Source organism: Nocardioides sp. JQ2195 (assembly GCF_012272695.1).
Classification (GTDB): Bacteria; Actinomycetota; Actinomycetes; order Propionibacteriales; family Nocardioidaceae; genus Nocardioides.
The window spans coordinates 2,740,875-2,757,976 of sequence record NZ_CP050902.1 but is presented as its reverse complement, the minus strand read 5'-3'; the positions used below and the strand labels follow the sequence as shown (position 1 = coordinate 2,757,976).

The window sequence follows — 17,102 nt, the reverse complement described above, 5'->3', positions numbered from 1 at the left end:
ACTCTCCATGGGTGAGCAAGGGCAAGAAGCCGAAGAGTGAGTGCTGCGTGTCGAAGGAGCGCTGCAAGCGCTGCCCCATCCGCATGCTCAAGGACGGCACCCTTCCCGCTGGCTACACCGTGAAGAAGCGCAAGCTGGTCAAGGTCAAGAAGAAGGACGCCAAGAAGCTCGCCAAGGCCGCCTGAGCTCGGTCCTGGGCCCGCTGGGCGTGCGTCGCCCGCCGACGCGGGGCGACGTACGGCAGACTCTCCCCATGGCACGCGTGGTCGTCGTGGGAGCGGGAGTCGTCGGACTCACCTGTGCGGTGCGCCTCCTCGAGGCCGGCCACCGGGTCGACCTGCTGGCCCGAGACCTGCCGCTGGAGACGACGAGCGCCGTGGCGGCCGCGATCTGGTATCCGTACCGCGCCCTCCCGCAGGACCGAGTCACGGCATGGTCCGGTGCGTCGTACGCCGAGTTCGTCGGGCTCGCGGGGGAGACGGGCACCGGGGTACGCATGGTGACCGGGACCGAGGTCTTCGCCGAGCGCAAGGCCGACCCGTGGTGGCGCAGCGCCGTTCCGTCGCTGGATCGCGAGACGGCGCTGCCGAGCGGGTACGCCGACGGCTGGACGTTCACCACGCCCATCGTCGAGATGCCGGTCTACCTGCGCTGGCTGACCGGGCGGGTCGAGGCGCTCGGCGGCACGATCACACGGATGAACCTGCAGTCACTCCCGACGGGGGCGGACCTGGTGGTCAACTGCGCGGGGCTGGGCGCCCGTCACTTCGCCGGCGACAAGTCGGTGGTGCCGGTGCGTGGGCAGGTGCTGGTCGTGGATCAGGTCGGCATCGACCGGTGGACGATCGACGACGCGGGGCCGACCTATGTCATACCGCGGTCGAAGGACGTCGTGGTCGGTGGTACCGCCGACGAGGGCGACTGGAGCCGTACGCCGTCGCCCGAGACCGCCCGGGAGATCCTGCAACGCGCCAGCCGACTGGTGCCGGAGCTGGAAGGTGCCCGCGTCCTGCGGCACAAGGTCGGCCTCCGACCCGTTCGGCCCGCGGTTCGCGTCGAGCAGGTGGGACAGGTGATCCACTGCTACGGACACGGCGGAGCCGGCGTCACGATGTCCTGGGGGACCGCCGACGAGGTGGTCCTGCTCGCGGGGCGGTGAGTCGATCAGGGCCGGGAGGCCTCGCGGGTCTCGATCCTCCGCCCGCGCCATCGCATGGCCGGGATGACGATCGCCAGGCCGACCAGCAGGCCGACGAGCAGCCCGAGGGGAGCCCACCTCGTGCCGGACACGGCCCGGGCTGCGTAGTAGCCGCCGACGACCAGGCCCATCAGGACGACCCCGGCCACCATGCGCACCACGACCTCGCCGAGGAAGAGCCGGGCGAAGCTCTGGCTCGCCGGTTGCGCCGGTTGCGTCGGTTGCGTCGGTTGCGTCGGTTGCGTCGGTTGCGCTGCCCGGCGCGGGATCGGTCGCTCCGCCACCACGGCCGCCGGGTTGATCGGCCCGTGGACGTGCGGGTAGGTGGTCTCGCCGACCCGGTCCTCGCTCCAGCGTGCGGTCAGCAGGTCCGTGTCGATCACCAGGAGCACCAACGGCTCGGTCGCCTCGGAGTAGTAGCGCTCGAGCACCGCCTCCCACTGGTCCTCCCGCGAGGCGTGGATGAAGCCTTCGTCCTCGAGCGAGCGGCCGTACGTCGACTGCGCGTAGGAGCCGGCCAGCTTGGCGGCCTCCCAGCGTGACTTCTCGGCGATGTGGAAGATCTGCATGCCGGTGATCATCTCAGCCGTGGAGCGTCCGCGGCTCGGGCCCCCGGTGCCCGGGGCCCCGGAGTCCCGAGCTCGGGGGAGACGTCAGAAGAGCCGCTCGGTGGGATCGTCGAGGCCGCGCAGTGCGTTGTAGTCGACCGTCGCGCACTGGATGCCCCGGTCGCCGGCCAGCACCTTGGCCTGGGGGCGGATCTCCTGGGCCGCGAAGATGCCACGCACCGGGCCCTTCGCAGTCAGCAACGGGTCGCGGTTGAGCAGCTCGAGGTAACGGGTCAGCTGCTCGACACCGTCGATGTCGCCGCGCCGCTTGATCTCCACGGCCACCGATGCGCCGTTCTCGTCACGGCACATCAGGTCCACCGGGCCGATCGCGGTGGGGAACTCCCGGCGTACGAGCTTCAGACCGGGGGCGATCGTCGCCGGGTGGTCGGCGAGCAGCTCCTGGAGGTGCTTCTCGACGCCGTCCTTCTGCAACCCGGGGTCGACGCCCAGCTCGTGCTCGGAGTCGTGGTGGATCTCCTCGAGGAGGATCCGGAGGGTGTCCTCCGGTCCCTTGGCCGTGCTCCGCGACGTGACGGTCCACTCGATCTGGCCGTCGTCGTTCACGCCCTCGCGCAGGATGCACGGCGGCGACATCCAGTTGAGTGGCTTGTAGGAACCGCCGTCGCTGTGCACCAGCACGGATCCGTCGGCCTTGATCATCAGGACACGGGTGGCCATTGGTAGGTGGGCCGAGAGCCGGCCGGCATAGTCCACCTGGCAGCGCGCAACGACGAGTCTCACGGAAGGTGAGGCTACCGGCCCGTGCCGGACTCGCGAACATGACGTATGACGCGACGTCGTTCGCACGGCTGCGCAGCGCGACCTGGCCGGTCTCGCCGAGCTCGAGGTCGAGGGCGGGGGCGAGGGCGGCCAACGGTTCGACGACCTCTTCGGCGGTGTCGACTGGGGCGATCCCGGCAGTGGGGAGGAACGGGCGGCGCGACCGGATTGCTGTTGGCGGCCGGGGATCCGGTCGTCGGATTCGCGCACGTCCTGGAGGAGGGCGGCGCCGCGCACCTGGAGCAGATCGTGGTGCCGCCGGGTGGGCATGGCCGGCGTATCACGGACTGAACGCTCATTACTGACCGGTAGGACACGTGTCAGCATTTCGGCATGACTGACACCGCAGCCACGAACGAGCAGATCCACGATGAGCTCGTCCTCCCGTATCTCAACCACGCCGTTCGGATGTACGAGACGTCGTACGCGACCCGTGCGGACATCGACGCGGCCATGCGCTTCGGCTGTGGCTACGCCAAGGGTCCGTTGACCGTGCTCGACGAGCTCGGCCTCGACGTCGTCCGCGATGCGCTCGCCGCTCGCTACGCCGAGACCGGCGACAACCTGCACAAGCCGGCCGACCTGCTCGAGAAGCTCGTCGCGGACGGTCGCCTCGGGGCAGCCGCGGGCCGCGGCTTCTACACCTACGCCGGCGGCGCCGTCGTCGGTGACGAGGAGACCCCGTCGGCCGACAGTGCTCCCCAGCTGCGCCACGAGATTGCCAAGGTCGGTGTGGTCGGGACCGGCACGATGGCCTCGGGGATCGTCGAGGTCTTCGCCAAGGCCGGCTACGACGTGGTGGTCGTCGGTCGCTCGACCGAGAAGACCGACGCCGTGGTCGCGGCGATCACCACGTCGCTGGACAAGGCAGTCTCGCGCGGCAAGCTCGACGAGGCCGGCAAGGCAGAGGTGCTGGCGCGGCTGACCGGCGCCACCTCGCGTGAGGACCTGGCCGACGTCGACATCGTGGTGGAGGCGATCGCGGAGGACCTGGCCATCAAGACCGAGCTCTTCCGTGACCTCGACCGCATCTGCAAGCAGGGCGCGATCCTGAGCACGACGACCTCGTCGCTGCCGATCACCGACCTGGCCGGTGCGACCGGCCGTCCCGGCGCCGTCATCGGGATGCACTTCTTCAACCCGGCCGCGATCATGAAGCTGGTCGAGGTGGTCACCACCGAGCTGACCGACCCCGAGGTCGACGAGACCGTGCGTGCCCTCACCGCGAAGGTGGGCAAGGTCGCCGTCTCCTGTGGCGACCGCGCGGGCTTCATCGTGAACGCTCTGCTGTTCCCCTACCTGAACGACGCCGTCAAGCTCGTCGACGAGCGCCGCGGCGACATCGAGGCCGTCGACGCCGCGATCAAGGAGCAGGCCGGTTTCCCGATGGGTCCGTTCGCGCTGCTCGACGTGGTCGGCAACGACGTGTCCCTGGCCATCCAGCAGGAGCTCTTCGCTGAGTTCAAGGAGCCCGGCTTCACTCCGGCCACCGGTCTCGAGAAGGTCGTCGCCGACGGCCACCTCGGCCGCAAGACCGGTCGGGGCTTCCACGACTACAGCTGATCGAACCACGCCGCTCCTCGGGTGGGCGGTCTGCCAGAGGGAGCAGCTCGGGCGCTGAGCGAATCGTGCGATCATCGGTCGCATGACGACCTCAGCGCCCGAGTCCCTTCCTGATGCTGCCTCGCCCGAGATCACCACGATCGGGGTGATCGGCCTCGGCACCATGGGTGCCGGGATCGCCGAGGTGTTCGCCCGCAACGGGTTCACCGTCCTCGGCGTCGACCAGGACGAGGAGGGCGTCGCTCGCGGGCGTCAGCACCTCGAGCACTCCACTGCTCGAGCGGTGGCCCGCGGCAAGCTCTCCGAGGATGAGGCGACGGCGCTCCTGGGTCGCATCTCCCTCGGCACCTCGATGGACGACCTGGCGCCCGCCGGCTTCGTGGTCGAGGCCGTGGTGGAGTCGTTGGAGGTGAAGAAGTCGATCTTCGCCCAGCTCGACACGATCGTTTCCCCCGACGCGATCCTCGCCACCAACACCTCGTCGTTGTCGGTCACCGAGATCTCCACCGCCAACTCCCGGCCCGGTCGCGTCGTCGGCGTCCACTTCTTCAACCCGGCGCCGGTGCAGAACCTGGTCGAGATCGTGCGCACCGTCGTCACCGAGGCCGACGTGCTCGAGCGGGTCAAGGCCCTGGTGGAGCAGGTCGGCAAGAACCCGGTCGTCTGCGGCGACAAGGCCGGCTTCATCGCCAACACCCTGCTGTTCGGCTACCTCAACCACGCGGTGTCGTTCTTCGAGGGCAAGTACGCCTCACGTGAGGACATCGACGCCGCCATGCGGTTCGGTTGTGGCTACCCGATGGGGCCACTGGCGCTGCTCGACCTGATCGGCCTCGACACGGCGTACGAGATCCTCGACACGATGTACAAGCAGGGCCGTGATCGGCTGCACGCGCCGGCGCCGATCCTCAAGCAGATGGTCACTGCCGGAATGCTCGGCCGCAAGACCGGTCGCGGTTTCTACACCTACGAGGGGCCCGACAGCTCCAAGGTCGTCCCCGACGCGACGACCCCGTCGGCCGACACGGCCCCGCAGCTGCGCCACGACATCAAGCAGGTGGGCGTGGTCGGCACCGGCACGATGGCCTCCGGCATCGTCGAGGTCTTCGCCAAGAGCGGGTACGACGTCATCTGTGTCGGTCGCTCGCAGGGCAAGGTCGACGGCGTCCGCGCCACCATCGAGCGCTCGCTCGACAAGGCGATCCAGCGCGGGAAGATGGAGGAGTCGGCCAAGGCCGAGGTCCTCGGCCGGTTGACCGGATCGACCTCGCTCGACGACCTCGCGGGCGTCGACATCGTGGTGGAGGCGATCGCGGAGGACCTGTCGATCAAGACCACGCTCTTCGAGAACCTCGACGAGATCTGCCGGGACGGCAACGCGGGCAGGGGGGCGATCCTGGCCACCACCACGTCGTCGCTGCCGATCATCGCGATGGCCAAGGCGACCTCGCGTCCGCAGGACGTAATCGGGATGCACTTCTTCAACCCCGCCGCGATCATGAAGCTGGTCGAGGTGGTCAGCACCGTCGCCACCTCCGACGACGTGGCCGAGACCACGCGCGCGCTGTGCGACAGGGTCGGCAAGGTCGCGGTCTCGTGCGGCGACCGGGCCGGCTTCATCGTGAACGCGCTGTTGTTCCCCTACCTCAACGACGCGGTGCGGATGCTCGAGGCCCACTACGCCACGGCCGACGACATCGACACCGCGATGAAGCAGGGCTGTGCCCTGCCGATGGGACCGTTCGAGCTGCTCGACGTCGTCGGCAACGACGTCTCCCTGGCGATCCAGAGGGAGCTCTACCTCGAGTTCCGTGAGCCCGGCTTCGCACCGGCCCCGTTGCTGGAGCACCTGGTCACCGCGGGCTACCTCGGCCGCAAGACCAAGCGCGGCTTCCGCGACTACTCCTCCCGTTGATTCCCCCGATAGTCCCTAACCTCACGCAGGCGGTCGGCCGGATTCACCTGCGAGACGTTAGGGACTATCGCTCAGTCGAGGCAGAACTCGTTGCCCTCGGGATCGGCCATCACGATGAAGCCGGCGCTCATCGGGGGAGCGGGCTCGAACCGCTCGCCACGCGTGGCGCCGAGCGCGACCAGGCGCTCGCACTCGGCCTCGAGGGCCGCCATCCGCTGGTCGCCCTCGAGCCCCGGAGCGGCGCGTACGTCGAGGTGCACGCGGTTCTTCGCGGACTTGCCCTCGGGCACGCGTTGGAAGAACAGCCGCGGGCCGACACCGTCGGGGTCCTGGGCCGCGGAGGCGGAGTTCCACTGGTCCTCGGGGACGCCGACGGACGCCAGGAAGGAGTGCCAGGCACCGAAGACGTCCTGGCCGTCGCTCGTCTCCTGTCCCGGTGGTCCGGGGTTGGTGTAGCCCAGCGTGGCCGCCCAGAAGCGGCTCAGCGCCTCCGGGTCGGCGCAGTCGAAGGTGATCTGCACCTGGCGAACGTCGCCCATCACGCCTCCTGTGCCTCGGCGCGGCGCCACGGCTTGATCCACGGCGTCTCGGGCCAGCCCTCGCGGCCGGCGATCAGCTCGAACATGGTGGCGCCGTCGATGGACTCACGAATGATGTCGGCGTGACCGGAGTGGCGGGCCAGCTCCTCGATCAGGTGCAACCACACCCAACGAACCGACCACGACTCGACGTCCGGCGGGTTCCACGGTGCGGGCGGCACCGGCACCGGGGTGTCCAGGTCGATGGTGGCGATCGCGTCGAGGACCCGGGCACTGGCCTCGTCGAAGGCGCTGAGCACGGCGTCCACGGTGTCGTCCTCGAGCCAGGTGATCATCCGCTCGCGCTCGGCGTGCTGCTCCTCCAGCGGTCGGTCGTCGACGGCCAGTGCTGGCGCAGCCAGCACGGTGGCACCCCACACCAGCTGGTTGTGCGTGGCGTGCTTGACGAGGGCTCCGACGCTGAGCGAGCTGCGGGTCGGCGTCAGGCCAGCCTCCTCGTCCGTCAACCCGTGGATCACGGCGCGGTAGGCGTCCTGCTGCTGGATGACATAGGCGCGGAGGCCGTCACGTTCGTCGACGACCGGGGGAGCCTGGGCGGGCATGGTGTGTCCTCTCGTTGGTGTGCCCTGAGCCTCTCGCAGATTGCGGTCAGGAACTGTCTGCCATCGCAGGCGACGCACGATCGATCGTGGCTCAGGGAGTCTCGCCACCCGCCAGGTCGACCAGGCGTACGGCGACCGCGTCGAGGTCCGCGCGCAGAGCGGACTGCTCACGCATGGGCAGCAGGTCGTCCCACAGGGGCAGGAAGGTGCCGCGGAGCTGGTTGGTGCCGGTCGGTCGGGCCATCAGCCACCAGTGCAGGTGTTCCGTGCCGTCGCCCCACCGGAAGACCTGGAGCCGTGGTATGTCGAGCACCTCGCACGCGGCCCGCTCGACGGCCACCGTCAGCTGCCCCATCCGGGCCGCCTCGTCGGGTGTCAGGTCGCTCAGGTCGCCGTGGCGACGGGGCATCGGGAACGCGACGAACGGGAGTGATGTCGGCTCGAACGGCGCGCCCAGCATCATCAGGTCGTCGCGCCAGAAGATGTAGGACGGGTCGTCGCTGCGCGAGCACTGCTCGCAGTCGATCCCGCCTGCTCCACGTCGGGGCTGCTCGTCACCGAGTGGCTCGAGTGGACGGGGTGTGAGGGTGTCCTCCTCGAAGGGCCACGTCGGCCAGGAGGTCCAGGGGGCCTCGCGGGGGCCGTCACTGGCCAGGCGGGCATGGACTCGGGCGTGCCAGTCGGCTGCGGACTCGGTCATCCGTCCACTGTGCCGGACCCGGGGGGGCCGCCGCCAGTGAATGACCGGCGGGAGTCGGACGAGGGGCGGATGCAGGTCAGGTGAGGTCCCACAGCGCCGGGTCGTCCTCGTAGTCGGCGGCCCCCTCATAGCCCACGGCGGCAAGCGCGGCGTCCTCGACGAAGACCACCGAGCAGGCCGTCGCCGACTCCCCGGGAGCAAAGCTCAGCGGAATCCCGCCGGGGCACTCGGCCAGCTCGGACAAGGCCGAGGAGTCCAGATCGGCGCCCTCGACGTCGACGCCGGTCAGGCGGACGAGGAGGCCCTCGAGGGAGGTCTTCCCGACGTTCTTGACCGTGAACGTGACGTAGTAGGGCGTCCCCTCCCGCTCATCTGCGAAGGGGCTGTCCGTGGGCAGGTCGTCCATCGAGCCCGCGATGGGGTCGTCAGTGACGGTCACCTCGAGGGCTCCGGTCACGTCCGGGGCGTCGAAGCTCCCCTCCTTGAGCCACGGCACTGAGGCGGTGTCGCCGGGGGAGAGCACCGCGTCCGGCGGGGTGAACCCGTCCGGGCCGACCTCGGTGGGCACGGCCGGATCCGGCCGCCAGGCATCGGCCGTGCCGCCGTCGTCCGCCTCGTCCGTGCCGCAGGCGGTGATGAGGACCGCGCAGGCGCTGCCGGCGACGAGGGTGCGGATCGATCGGCGCATGCAGGCTCCCGGGAGTTGATCGGTGTCGGCCCTGGGCGAGGGCCTGAGCAGGGGCCACGCCGAGGCGTCGCTCACCCTACCCACGCCCGGCGCGCCGGGAGCAACAGGCACAATGTCGGACGTGACCTCCAGCGACCTCCACCTGACCGAGCTGGGTGACGCCGGCCCACGCGTGGTGTTCTTCCACGGCCTCTTCGGCCAGGGCAAGAACTGGACGCATGCCGCCAAGCAGCTGGCCGGCAACCATCGGGTGACGCTGGTCGACATGCCCAACCACGGCCGCTCGGGCTGGACCGAGCACCTCGACTACATCGCGTTCGCCGACCAGCTGGCCGAGCTCTTCTCCGCCGACGACCCGGTCCGCCTGGTCGGACACTCGATGGGCGGCAAGATCGCGATGGTCCTCGCCCTGCGCCACCCCGACCTGGTCGAGCGACTCGTCGTGGTCGACATCGCGCCCGTGACCTACCCGAGCACCAGTGAGTTCGCCGGCTACATCAAGGCGATGCAGGCGATGGACCTCGACGCGCTGCAGCGCCGCTCGGACGCGGACGCAGCATTGTTCGAGGCGGTGCCGAACCGCACGGTGCGCAGCTTCCTGCTGCAGAACCTGCGCCACGACGACGCGGGCTGGCGCTGGCAACCCAACCTCGAGCTCCTCGGCCACGAGAACGCCGTCCTGGGGCGTTGGCCCGAGGACCAGCTCGAGGGCGTGCCGGCGTACGACGGCAAGGTGCTGTGGATCGCGGGCACCGAGTCGGCCTACATCACCGACGACCACGCGGAGGCGATGGTGCGCTGGTTCCCGCGGACGTCGCGGATCACCATCAAGAAGGCGGGCCACTGGGTGCACTCGCAACAGCCCGAGGTCTTCCAGCAGGTGCTGGAGCGGTTCCTCGCTGCGCCCTGACCCGAGGGCCCCAATGCCTCCCATCCGAGCCGGACGGCGTCAGCTGCGCCACGTGAGGGACCATCGGCGCGCGCGTCGGGATCAGGCCGGGTGAGTCAGGGAGTGTCGGCCCGGCGGGCACGATAGGCGGCCACGGCGGCGCGATTGGTGCAGGCGGTGGAGCAGAACCGGCGGGACCGGTTGCGAGAGAGGTCGAGCACGAGACCCTCGCAGTCGGTGTCGGCACAGATCCCCATGCGGGACAGCTCGTCGCCGCGGATCACGTCGATCATCGCCATCGCCGTCTCCACCAGGATCCTGGTGGCCCACGGCTGCTCGGGCGAGGTGGCGTGCAGGTGCCAGTCCCACTCGTCGTGCCGGACGAGCTGGGGGAGGGCCCGCGCGTCGGCGAGGTGCGCGTTGACCAGCTCGACCGTCCGATCGCGCTCGCTGGTGAGCAGGGTGCGCAGGACGGGCCGGAGCTCGCGGACGGCCTGCAGCTCGGCGCCGGTGCGGTCGCGGCGACCCGTGTAGTCCCACGTGCTCCAGAACGCGTCTGCTTCATCGATCGTCGTCATGGTGTCGGCGTCGACAGCGCTGTTCACGAGGGCGACCGCAGCCTGGAGCGACAGCTCGGTGTCATGAGTGAATGACATGTTGACACCTTACATGGCGGACTCGTAGTGTCATCTGTCATGACGACAGTGACACATGACGCGGCGGTGGTGTCGTCGTCGCGGACCGGCTCGGGCCTGATCTTCGCCCTCGCCTCCGCCGCCTCCTTCGGCCTCTCCGGCTCGCTCGCGCGGGGTCTGCTCGACTCCGGCTGGTCGGCCGGGGCCGCGGTGACCGTGCGCATCGGCCTCGCTGCACTGGTCCTGCTCGTCCCGGCCCTGGTCGTGCTGCGCGGTCGCTGGGCCCTCGTGCGCCGCAACACGTTCCTGATCACGGCGTACGGTGTGGTGGCGGTCGCCGGGTGCCAGCTCTGCTACTTCTACGCGGTGGCCCACATGCAGGTCGGTGTGGCGCTGCTGATCGAGTACACCGCACCGGTGGCGGTCGTGGTCTGGATGTGGTTGAGGCACGGCCACACCCCGGGGCGGCTCACGCTGCTCGGAGCGCTGGTCGCCGCAGTGGGCCTGCTCCTGGTGCTCGACATCGTCTCCGGCGCCTCCCTCAGCGTGGTCGGCGTGCTGTGGGCGCTGGGCGCGATGGTCGGGGCCGCGACCTACTTCGTGCTCTCCGCGGACGAGGACAACGGCCTGCCGCCGCTCGTGCTGGCCGCCGGGGGCCTCACGGTCGGCACCGTCGTCCTCGGTGTGGCCGGCCTGCTCCGACTGGTCCCGATGGCGGCGTCGACCACCGACGCGGCGTACGCCGGGGCGCGCGTCACGTGGTGGGTCCCGCTCGTGCTGCTGGGCCTGGTGACCGCGGCGCTGGCCTACACCACCGGCATCGCGGCCGGGCGCCGCCTGGGGTCACGGCTGGCGTCGTTCGTCGCGCTGACCGAGGTGGTCGCGGCACTCGGTTTCGCGTGGCTGCTGCTGGACGAGCTGCCTCGCTGGATCCAGCTGGTCGGCGGGGTCTTCCTGCTGGCGGGCGTGGTCATCGTCAAGCTGGGGGAGCCCCGCGCGCCCGACTTCCCGAACGCCGGCGACGCCGTGCACGCCGCCTGAGGTCGGAGCGCGACGCGAAGCTCGCCCCGGCACCCGGAAGGGGCAGGGGTCAGCGGTGGTCCTGGCGCCGGATGAAGACCTCGCGGGTCAGCAGCAGGATGGCGGCGGCGGTCGGGACGGCCATGAGGGCGCCGAGGACGCCCATGAGGCCACCGCCGACGAGCGCCGCGATGACGATCACTGCACCCGGGATGTCCACCGAGCGTGACATCACCTTGGGGTAGATCGCGTAGTTCTCGACCTGCTGGTAGACCACGTAGAAGATCAGGCAGGCCACCCCGATCTTGGGGTCGGTGGCAAAGCCGATCAGGGTCACGATCACGGCGCCGATGGTGGCGCCGATCATCGGGATGACGTCGAGCAGGGCCACCACGAACGCCAGGGCGACGGCGTACTCCCCGAGGCCGACGACGAAGAGGAACACCAGCGAGGTGAGCCCGGCACAGACAGCCACGACGAAGGCGCCCGAGACGTAGCCGCCGATGCCACGCAGCACCTCGTCACCCAGCGCCGTGACGCGGGGGCGGCGGGAGGCCGGCGCGAGCTGGTAGATCGCCTTCTTGGTGGCGGGCAGCGAGGCCAGGAAGTAGAGCGTCAGTACCACGACGATGAAGGTGTTGGCCAGTGCCGAGAGCACGGCCACCCCGAAGCCGAGCACGCCGCCGAACGCCTTCTGGGCAAGGTCGCCGTCCTCGATGTACTCCTTGGCCTTGCCGATCAGGTCGTAGTCGGCGTTCCACTCCTGGACCCGCTTGTTCTCGAGCAGCATGTCGAGCCAGCCGGGGGCGTTCTTGGTGAGTGCTGCCACCTGCTCGGTGATCACCGGCACGATGGCCGACAGGAACAGGGCGAGGGCACCGAGGACGAGGACGATGACCGCGATCACCGAGACGGAGCGCGGGAGGCCACGTCGGATCAGCCACTCGACGAGCGGGTTGAGCCCGGCGGCCAGGAACATCGAGACCACGATCAGGACCAGGACGCCGCTGATCGAGAGGACCTGCTGGCCCAACCAGAATGCGGTCAGTGCACCCAGGCCGCCGAAGAAGCCGATGTAGTAGGGCGAGTGGTTGATGGGTGGCCCGGGCTGCCCGAGGCCGTCGTCGTGGTGGTCGGGCGCCGAGTCCACGCCCTCCTCCGGGTGCTCGGTGCCATCGCCGGCCCCACCGGCAGAGCGTTCCGCATCGTCGGCGGCCTCGTCGAGTGCGCCGTCCGCCGACGGCGCCACGCTCGGCTCGGGTGACTGCCCACCGCGCTCACTCATCTGCTCGCTCAGTCGTCGCCGAAGCCGGCGACCACGTCACGCAGGGCACCCAGCTGTGCGGTGATCGCGTCACGCCGCTTGGTCATCCGGTCGACCTCGGCACGGACGGCGGCCAGCTCACGGTCAGCATCGGCCTGGCCCGAGGCCGTGAGGCTCTCGGCCTGGCTGCGGGCCGAGGCGACGATCTGCTCGGCCTCGCGGCGGGCACGGGTGAGCAGGGCGTCGGACTCGGACTGGGCCTGCTGCCGGTGGGTGGTGGCCTGGCCCATCGCCTCCGTGGCACGTTCCTCGGCAGCGGCGGCGCGCTGCTCGGCCTCCTCGACCAGGCGACGGGTCTCGGCGGTGGCGTTGGAGTGGTGGTCAGCCGCTTCCTTGGCCAGGCGCTCCTTCTCGACAGCGAGCGTGCGGCGAGCCTCCTGGACCTCGCGGTCGGCGGCGGCCCGGGACTTCTCGGCCTCACGGGCAGCGCTGACCTTCGCGTCGTTGCTCTCCTGCTCGGCAGCCAGGCGCAGCTGGTCGGCCTCACGCTTGGCTGCTGCGCGCAGGTCGTTGGCCTCGTTGCGGGCCAGGGCGCGCTCCTGCTCGGCATCGGCGATCAGCCGGGCACGCTGCTCCTCCAGCTCGTTGAGCTGGACCACCCGCATGTCCTCGGCCTCGCGGGTGGCATCGGCGCGGATCGCCTTGGCGTCCTTGCTCGCCTGGGCCCGGATCTCGGTTGCCTCCCTGACCGCCTGCAGCCGGATGTCCTCGGCCTCCTCCTCGGCGAGGCGGAGCAGCTCGTTGGCACGGCCACCGAGGCCGGCGTAGGACGGGGTCTCCACCTCGGCGACCTGCTTGCGCAGGTCGGCGGCCTCGGACTCGAGCTCGATGACGCGCTTCTCGGAGGCGCTCAGGCTGTTGCCCAGCCCGGCCTTCTCGTTGGTCAGCTGCGAGAGCAACCGGTCGACGGCGTCCTTGTCGTAGCCGTTGCGTCGCACGACGGGCAGGGTGGGCAGCTGGGTCTGCTGGCCGGGTCGCGGAGCGGAGGCGGCAGCGACCCGTGGCGCGGGGGCAGCGGCCGAGTGGTTGGTGGACGGTGCGGCCGGGGCTGCGGGCCGGGCCGTCGACTGGCCCTGCGACTGCGTCGAGGGGCGAGTCGTGGGCTGGGCCGCGGACTGGGCGGCGGGACGGGTCGGCCTCGCGGCCGGCGACTGCTTCGTGGCCGAGGAGCTGGGTTCCCGGGTCGGCTTGGGTTCGTCCTTGACCGCGGGCATCACCTGGGTGGCGTCGTCAGCTCCCTTGGTGCCTCCTCCAGTGGTCGGTTCCTCATCGAAGATGGACAGGCCGTCGTCACTCATCTGTGTGTTCCCTCGTCAATTCTCGAACGTGCGTCCCGGTTGCATCACCCAGTGTTGCGGATGGACGAAACAAACACACCCCGGCTCGCACAACTTGTGCGAACCGGGGTGTGATTTGGGTCAGGTCAGACGCCGCGGAAGGCGTTGATCTGGTCGATGTGCTTCTCACGCAGCTCGTTGTTGAGCACCCCGAGCCCGGCCTCCGGGGCGAGGGCGAGCACGCCGACCTTGCCCTGGTGCTTGTTCTGGTGCATGTCGAGGGTGGCCTGGCCGACCTCGTCGAGCGCGTAGGTGCGCGACAGCGTCGGGTGGATCTTGCCCTGCGCGATGAGGCGGTTGGCCTCCCACGACTCGCGGTAGTTGGCGAAGTGCGAGGAGACGATGCGCTTCAGGTTCATCCACAGGTAGCGGTTGTCGTACTCGTGCATGTACCCCGTCGTCGACGCGCAGGTGGTGATGGTCCCGCCCTTGCGGGTCACGAACACGGAGGCGCCGAAGGTCTCGCGGCCGGGGTGCTCGAAGACGATGTCGATGTCCTCGCCACCGGTGAGCTCACGGATCTTCTTGCCCAGGCGCAGCCACTCCTTGGGGTTCTGCTCGGTGCCCTCGTCGTTCCAGAACTGCCACTGCTCCTCGGAGCGGTTGATGATGAGCTCGGCGCCCATCTTCCGGCAGATCTCGGCCTTCTCCTCGTTGGAGACGACACAGATCGGGTTCGCGCCACCGTTGAGCGCGTACTGCGTGGCGAAACCACCGAGACCGCCGGAGGCACCCCAGATCAGCACGTTGTCACCCTGCTTCATCCCACCACCGTTGCGGGACACGAGCTGACGGTAGGCCGTGGAGTTCACCAGGCCGGGGGAGGCGGCTTCCTCCCAGGTGAGGTGCTCGGCCTTGGGCATCAGCTGGTTGGACTTGACCAGCGCGATCTCGGCCAGGCCGCCGAAGTTGGTCTCGAAGCCCCAGATGCGCTGCTCGGGGTCGAGCATCGCGTCGTTGTAGCCGTCGGCGCTCTCCATCTCCACCGAGAGACAGTGCGCGACCACCCGGTCACCGGGGTTCCACTTGGTCACGCCGGGGCCGGTCTTCAGCACGACGCCGGACAGGTCGGAGCCGACCACGTGGTAGGGCAGGTCGTGGCGCTTGGTCAGCGGCGAGAGGCGGCCGTAGCGCTCGAGGAAGCCGAAGGTCGAGACCGGCTCGAAGATCGAGGTCCACACGGTGTTGTAGTTGATCGCCGACGCCATCACCGCGACGTACGCCTCGCCGGGGCCGAGCTCGGGAAGGGCGACGTCCTCCACGTGGAGGGACTTGCGAGGGTCCTTCTCCTTGGTGGTGAGGCCCTCGAACATGCCGACCTCGTCCTTGTGGACGGTCACGGCCTTGTAGGACTCGGGAAGGTCGAGGTTGGCGAAGTCCTCGGAGGCGGTGTCGCCGGCGAGGATTGCGTCAAGAATCTGCTGCACGGAGGAACTCCCTGATCAGTTCAGTTGCGTGGTGATTGGGCACAACGTACCGGCCGGTAGCCGGCCGTGGTGGGGGATGAGACGGAGGTCTCAGGCGTGTCCGTCCGCGGCCGGCTCGACCAGCTCGACGAGAACCCCGCCGGCATCCTTGGGGTGAATGAAGTTGACGCGCGAGTTCGACGTGCCGCGCTTGGGCTCGGGGTAGAGAAGGCGCAGGCCCCGCTCCTTGAGCACGGCACTGACCTGCTCGACATCGGTGACCCGGTAGGCCAACTGCTGGATGCCCGGGCCCGAGCGCTCGATGAACTTCGCGATCGTGGACTCCGCGTTGAGCGGAGCCAGCAGCTGGATGCGGGCGTCCGAGTCGCCGACGGCGACCATCGCCTCGCGGACCCCCTGCTCCTCGTTGATCTCCTCGTGGACGACGGTCAGGCCGAACGCGTCCCGGTAGAAGGCCATGGCGACATCGAGGTCGGGGACGGCGATGCCGACGTGGTCGATGGCGGTGAACAGGTGCTCAGGAATGTCGAGAGGTGCGGTCATGGCCCCATCGTCCAACGTCCGCCCGAACCTGAGTGATGACGTCCACATCCGGGACACGTGTTGCTCGATACGACCGCGGGGTTAGGCTCGAAAGCATTCCATTCGTGAAACTGCAGGAGGAACCCCCATGTCGTCCACGTCCGGCGGATCCGTCATCGTCGCTGGGGCCCGTACCCCGGTCGGTCGCCTTCTCGGTGGCCTCAAGAGCCTGAGCGCCGCCGACCTCGGTGGCGTCGCCATCAAGGGCGCCCTGGAGAAGTCCGGCGTCGCCGGCGACCAGGTCGACTACGTGATCATGGGCCACGTCATCCAGGCCGGTGCCGGCCAGATCACCGCACGCCAGGCAGCAGTCAAGGGCGGCATCCCGATGAACGTCCCTGCGATCACCATCAACAAGGTGTGCCTCTCCGGCATCAACGCCATCGCGATGGCCGACCAGCTGATCCGTGCCGGTGAGCACGACATCGTGGTCGCCGGCGGCATGGAGTCGATGACCAACGCGCCCCACGTGCTGCCCAAGTCCCGCGAGGGGTTCAAGTACGGCGACGTGTCGCTGGTCGACTCGATGGCCTACGACGCCCTCTACGACCAGTTCACGAACCAGCCGATGGGCAACCTGACCGAGTCGTGCAACGCGGTCGGCACCAAGCTCAGCCGTGAGGAGCAGGACGAGTTCTCGGCGCGCTCCCACCAGCTGGCCGCGACTGCCTGGAAGAACGGCGTCTTCGACGACGAGGTCGTGCCGGTCACGATCTCCTCGCGCAAGGGCGACGTCATCGTCAGCCAGGACGAGGGCATCCGCGGCGACACCACGGCCGAGTCGCTGGGCGGCCTGCGTCCCGCCTTCGACAAGTCCGGCACGATCACCGCCGGCTCGTCCTCGCAGATCTCCGACGGTGCTGCCGCCGTCGTCGTGATGAGCAAGGCCAAGGCCGAGGAGCTCGGCATCGAGTGGCTCGCCGAGATCGGTGCCAGCGGCCAGGTCGCCGGCCCCGACTCGACGCTGCAGCTGCAGCCGGCCAACGCCATCGCGAAGGCAGCCGAGAAGGAAGGCATCGCGGTCTCCGACATCGACCTGTTCGAGCTCAACGAGGCCTTTGCCGCCGTCGGCATCGAGTCCGCCCGCCAGCTCGGCGTCGACCAGGACAAGGTCAACGTCAACGGTGGCGCCATCGCCATCGGTCACCCCGTCGGCATGTCGGGTGCCCGCATCGTGCTGCACCTGGCGCTGGAGCTCCAGCGTCGGGGCGGTGGCACCGGCGCGGCCGCCCTGTGCGGCGGCGGCGGCCAGGGCGATGCCCTGATCGTCAAGGTCCCCGCGAAGGCCTGAT

Annotated in this window: 18 protein-coding genes; 7 read left to right on the top strand and 11 right to left on the bottom strand. The window is 69.5% G+C overall.

The window, feature by feature from the left end; genetic code table 11:
- Window positions 1–11: 11 nt before the first annotated feature.
- Window positions 12–185, top strand: a complete 174-nt coding sequence (locus ncot_RS13010) for a hypothetical protein (protein ID WP_168617998.1) — start codon at window positions 12–14, stop codon at window positions 183–185.
- Between the two features lie 68 nt (window positions 186–253).
- Window positions 254–1,159: an FAD-dependent oxidoreductase gene (locus tag ncot_RS13005; protein WP_168617997.1), complete on the top strand. Its 906-nt coding sequence runs from the start codon at window positions 254–256 to the stop codon at window positions 1,157–1,159.
- A gap of 5 nt (window positions 1,160–1,164) precedes the next feature.
- On the opposite strand, the gene ncot_RS13000 is transcribed toward ncot_RS13005, so the two are convergent.
- Together ncot_RS13000 and nucS are read right to left on the bottom strand one after the other, a co-directional pair.
- Entirely contained in the window at window positions 1,165–1,767 is a 603-nt protein-coding gene (locus tag ncot_RS13000; protein ID WP_168617996.1) for a DUF952 domain-containing protein, read from the bottom strand.
- Window positions 1,768–1,851: 84 nt separating this feature from the next.
- Window positions 1,852–2,550: an endonuclease NucS gene (gene nucS, locus ncot_RS12995; protein ID WP_168617995.1), complete on the bottom strand. Its 699-nt coding sequence runs from the start codon at window positions 2,548–2,550 to the stop codon at window positions 1,852–1,854.
- A gap of 372 nt (window positions 2,551–2,922) precedes the next feature.
- Here nucS and ncot_RS12990 point away from each other — a divergent pair, with 372 nt between their 5' ends.
- On the top strand, window positions 2,923–4,152 hold the full coding sequence (locus ncot_RS12990; RefSeq protein ID WP_168617994.1) for a 3-hydroxyacyl-CoA dehydrogenase NAD-binding domain-containing protein: 1,230 nt from the start codon (window positions 2,923–2,925) through the stop codon (window positions 4,150–4,152).
- Window positions 4,153–4,234: 82 nt separating this feature from the next.
- Complete coding sequence (locus ncot_RS12985) at window positions 4,235–6,067, top strand: 3-hydroxybutyryl-CoA dehydrogenase (protein ID WP_168617993.1); 1,833 nt, start codon at window positions 4,235–4,237, stop codon at window positions 6,065–6,067.
- A gap of 71 nt (window positions 6,068–6,138) precedes the next feature.
- Here the strand turns inward: ncot_RS12985 and ncot_RS12980 are convergent, their stop codons facing one another.
- The 4 genes from ncot_RS12980 to ncot_RS12965 all read right to left on the bottom strand — a co-directional run bounded on the left by ncot_RS12980 (window position 6,139) and on the right by ncot_RS12965 (window position 8,596).
- Window positions 6,139–6,606: a VOC family protein gene (locus ncot_RS12980; protein WP_168617992.1), complete on the bottom strand. Its 468-nt coding sequence runs from the start codon at window positions 6,604–6,606 to the stop codon at window positions 6,139–6,141.
- On the bottom strand, window positions 6,606–7,208 hold the full coding sequence (locus ncot_RS12975; RefSeq protein ID WP_168617991.1) for a DUF664 domain-containing protein: 603 nt from the start codon (window positions 7,206–7,208) through the stop codon (window positions 6,606–6,608). Before ncot_RS12975 ends, ncot_RS12980 begins: the two co-directional genes overlap by 1 nt.
- A 91-nt stretch (window positions 7,209–7,299) precedes the next feature.
- Window positions 7,300–7,908, bottom strand: coding sequence for a hypothetical protein (locus ncot_RS12970; protein ID WP_168617990.1), 609 nt, complete (start codon window positions 7,906–7,908; stop codon window positions 7,300–7,302).
- Between the two features lie 76 nt (window positions 7,909–7,984).
- Window positions 7,985–8,596: a hypothetical protein gene (locus tag ncot_RS12965; RefSeq protein WP_168617989.1), complete on the bottom strand. Its 612-nt coding sequence runs from the start codon at window positions 8,594–8,596 to the stop codon at window positions 7,985–7,987.
- 112 nt (window positions 8,597–8,708) lie between these two features.
- Here ncot_RS12965 and ncot_RS12960 point away from each other — a divergent pair, with 112 nt between their 5' ends.
- Entirely contained in the window at window positions 8,709–9,506 is a 798-nt protein-coding gene (locus tag ncot_RS12960) for an alpha/beta fold hydrolase (protein ID WP_168617988.1), read from the top strand.
- 95 nt (window positions 9,507–9,601) lie between these two features.
- On the opposite strand, the gene ncot_RS12955 is transcribed toward ncot_RS12960, so the two are convergent.
- The gene (locus ncot_RS12955) at window positions 9,602–10,141 is read right to left on the bottom strand and encodes a CGNR zinc finger domain-containing protein (RefSeq protein ID WP_168617987.1); all 540 of its coding nucleotides are present in this window, start codon (window positions 10,139–10,141) and stop codon (window positions 9,602–9,604) included.
- 39 nt (window positions 10,142–10,180) lie between these two features.
- Between ncot_RS12955 and ncot_RS12950 the strand changes: the two genes are divergently transcribed.
- Window positions 10,181–11,161, top strand: coding sequence for a DMT family transporter (locus ncot_RS12950; protein WP_168617986.1), 981 nt, complete (start codon window positions 10,181–10,183; stop codon window positions 11,159–11,161).
- A 49-nt stretch (window positions 11,162–11,210) separates the two neighbouring features.
- Here the strand turns inward: ncot_RS12950 and ncot_RS12945 are convergent, their stop codons facing one another.
- The 4 genes from ncot_RS12945 to mce all read right to left on the bottom strand — a co-directional run bounded on the left by ncot_RS12945 (window position 11,211) and on the right by mce (window position 15,771).
- Complete coding sequence (locus ncot_RS12945; RefSeq protein WP_168617985.1) at window positions 11,211–12,425, bottom strand: AI-2E family transporter; 1,215 nt, start codon at window positions 12,423–12,425, stop codon at window positions 11,211–11,213.
- Between the two features lie 8 nt (window positions 12,426–12,433).
- Window positions 12,434–13,762 (bottom strand): hypothetical protein, encoded by a 1,329-nt coding sequence (locus ncot_RS12940; RefSeq protein ID WP_168617984.1) that lies wholly within the window; start codon window positions 13,760–13,762, stop codon window positions 12,434–12,436.
- 125 nt (window positions 13,763–13,887) lie between these two features.
- A complete protein-coding gene (ccrA, locus tag ncot_RS12935) occupies window positions 13,888–15,228 on the bottom strand; it encodes a crotonyl-CoA carboxylase/reductase (protein WP_168617983.1) in 1,341 nt (446 codons plus the stop codon).
- 90 nt (window positions 15,229–15,318) lie between these two features.
- The gene (gene mce, locus ncot_RS12930) at window positions 15,319–15,771 is read right to left on the bottom strand and encodes a methylmalonyl-CoA epimerase (RefSeq protein WP_168617982.1); all 453 of its coding nucleotides are present in this window, start codon (window positions 15,769–15,771) and stop codon (window positions 15,319–15,321) included.
- Window positions 15,772–15,898: 127 nt separating this feature from the next.
- Here mce and ncot_RS12925 point away from each other — a divergent pair, with 127 nt between their 5' ends.
- Complete coding sequence (locus ncot_RS12925) at window positions 15,899–17,101, top strand: acetyl-CoA C-acetyltransferase (protein ID WP_168617981.1); 1,203 nt, start codon at window positions 15,899–15,901, stop codon at window positions 17,099–17,101.
- Window position 17,102 lies beyond the last annotated feature (1 nt).

Excerpts from the sequence above, each read along its gene's own strand:
- ncot_RS12985 (WP_168617993.1), top strand. The coding sequence starts at position 4,235 with ATGACGACCTCAGCGCCCGAGTCCCTTCCTGATGCTGCCTCGCCCGAG.
- ncot_RS13005 (WP_168617997.1), top strand. The coding sequence starts at position 254 with ATGGCACGCGTGGTCGTCGTGGGAGCGGGAGTCGTCGGACTCACCTGT.
- ncot_RS13000 (WP_168617996.1), bottom strand. The coding sequence starts at position 1,767 with ATGCAGATCTTCCACATCGCCGAGAAGTCACGCTGGGAGGCCGCCAAG.
- ncot_RS12980 (WP_168617992.1), bottom strand. The coding sequence starts at position 6,606 with ATGGGCGACGTTCGCCAGGTGCAGATCACCTTCGACTGCGCCGACCCG.
- ncot_RS12970 (WP_168617990.1), bottom strand. The coding sequence starts at position 7,908 with ATGACCGAGTCCGCAGCCGACTGGCACGCCCGAGTCCATGCCCGCCTG.
- mce (WP_168617982.1), bottom strand. The coding sequence starts at position 15,771 with ATGACCGCACCTCTCGACATTCCTGAGCACCTGTTCACCGCCATCGAC.
- ncot_RS12990 (WP_168617994.1), top strand. The coding sequence starts at position 2,923 with ATGACTGACACCGCAGCCACGAACGAGCAGATCCACGATGAGCTCGTC.
- ncot_RS12965 (WP_168617989.1), bottom strand. The coding sequence starts at position 8,596 with ATGCGCCGATCGATCCGCACCCTCGTCGCCGGCAGCGCCTGCGCGGTC.
- ncot_RS12925 (WP_168617981.1), top strand. The coding sequence starts at position 15,899 with ATGTCGTCCACGTCCGGCGGATCCGTCATCGTCGCTGGGGCCCGTACC.
- ncot_RS12945 (WP_168617985.1), bottom strand. The coding sequence starts at position 12,425 with ATGAGTGAGCGCGGTGGGCAGTCACCCGAGCCGAGCGTGGCGCCGTCG.
- ncot_RS12950 (WP_168617986.1), top strand. The coding sequence starts at position 10,181 with ATGACGACAGTGACACATGACGCGGCGGTGGTGTCGTCGTCGCGGACC.
- ncot_RS12960 (WP_168617988.1), top strand. The coding sequence starts at position 8,709 with ATGTCGGACGTGACCTCCAGCGACCTCCACCTGACCGAGCTGGGTGAC.
- ncot_RS12955 (WP_168617987.1), bottom strand. The coding sequence starts at position 10,141 with ATGTCATTCACTCATGACACCGAGCTGTCGCTCCAGGCTGCGGTCGCC.
- ncot_RS12940 (WP_168617984.1), bottom strand. The coding sequence starts at position 13,762 with ATGAGTGACGACGGCCTGTCCATCTTCGATGAGGAACCGACCACTGGA.
- ncot_RS12975 (WP_168617991.1), bottom strand. The coding sequence starts at position 7,208 with ATGCCCGCCCAGGCTCCCCCGGTCGTCGACGAACGTGACGGCCTCCGC.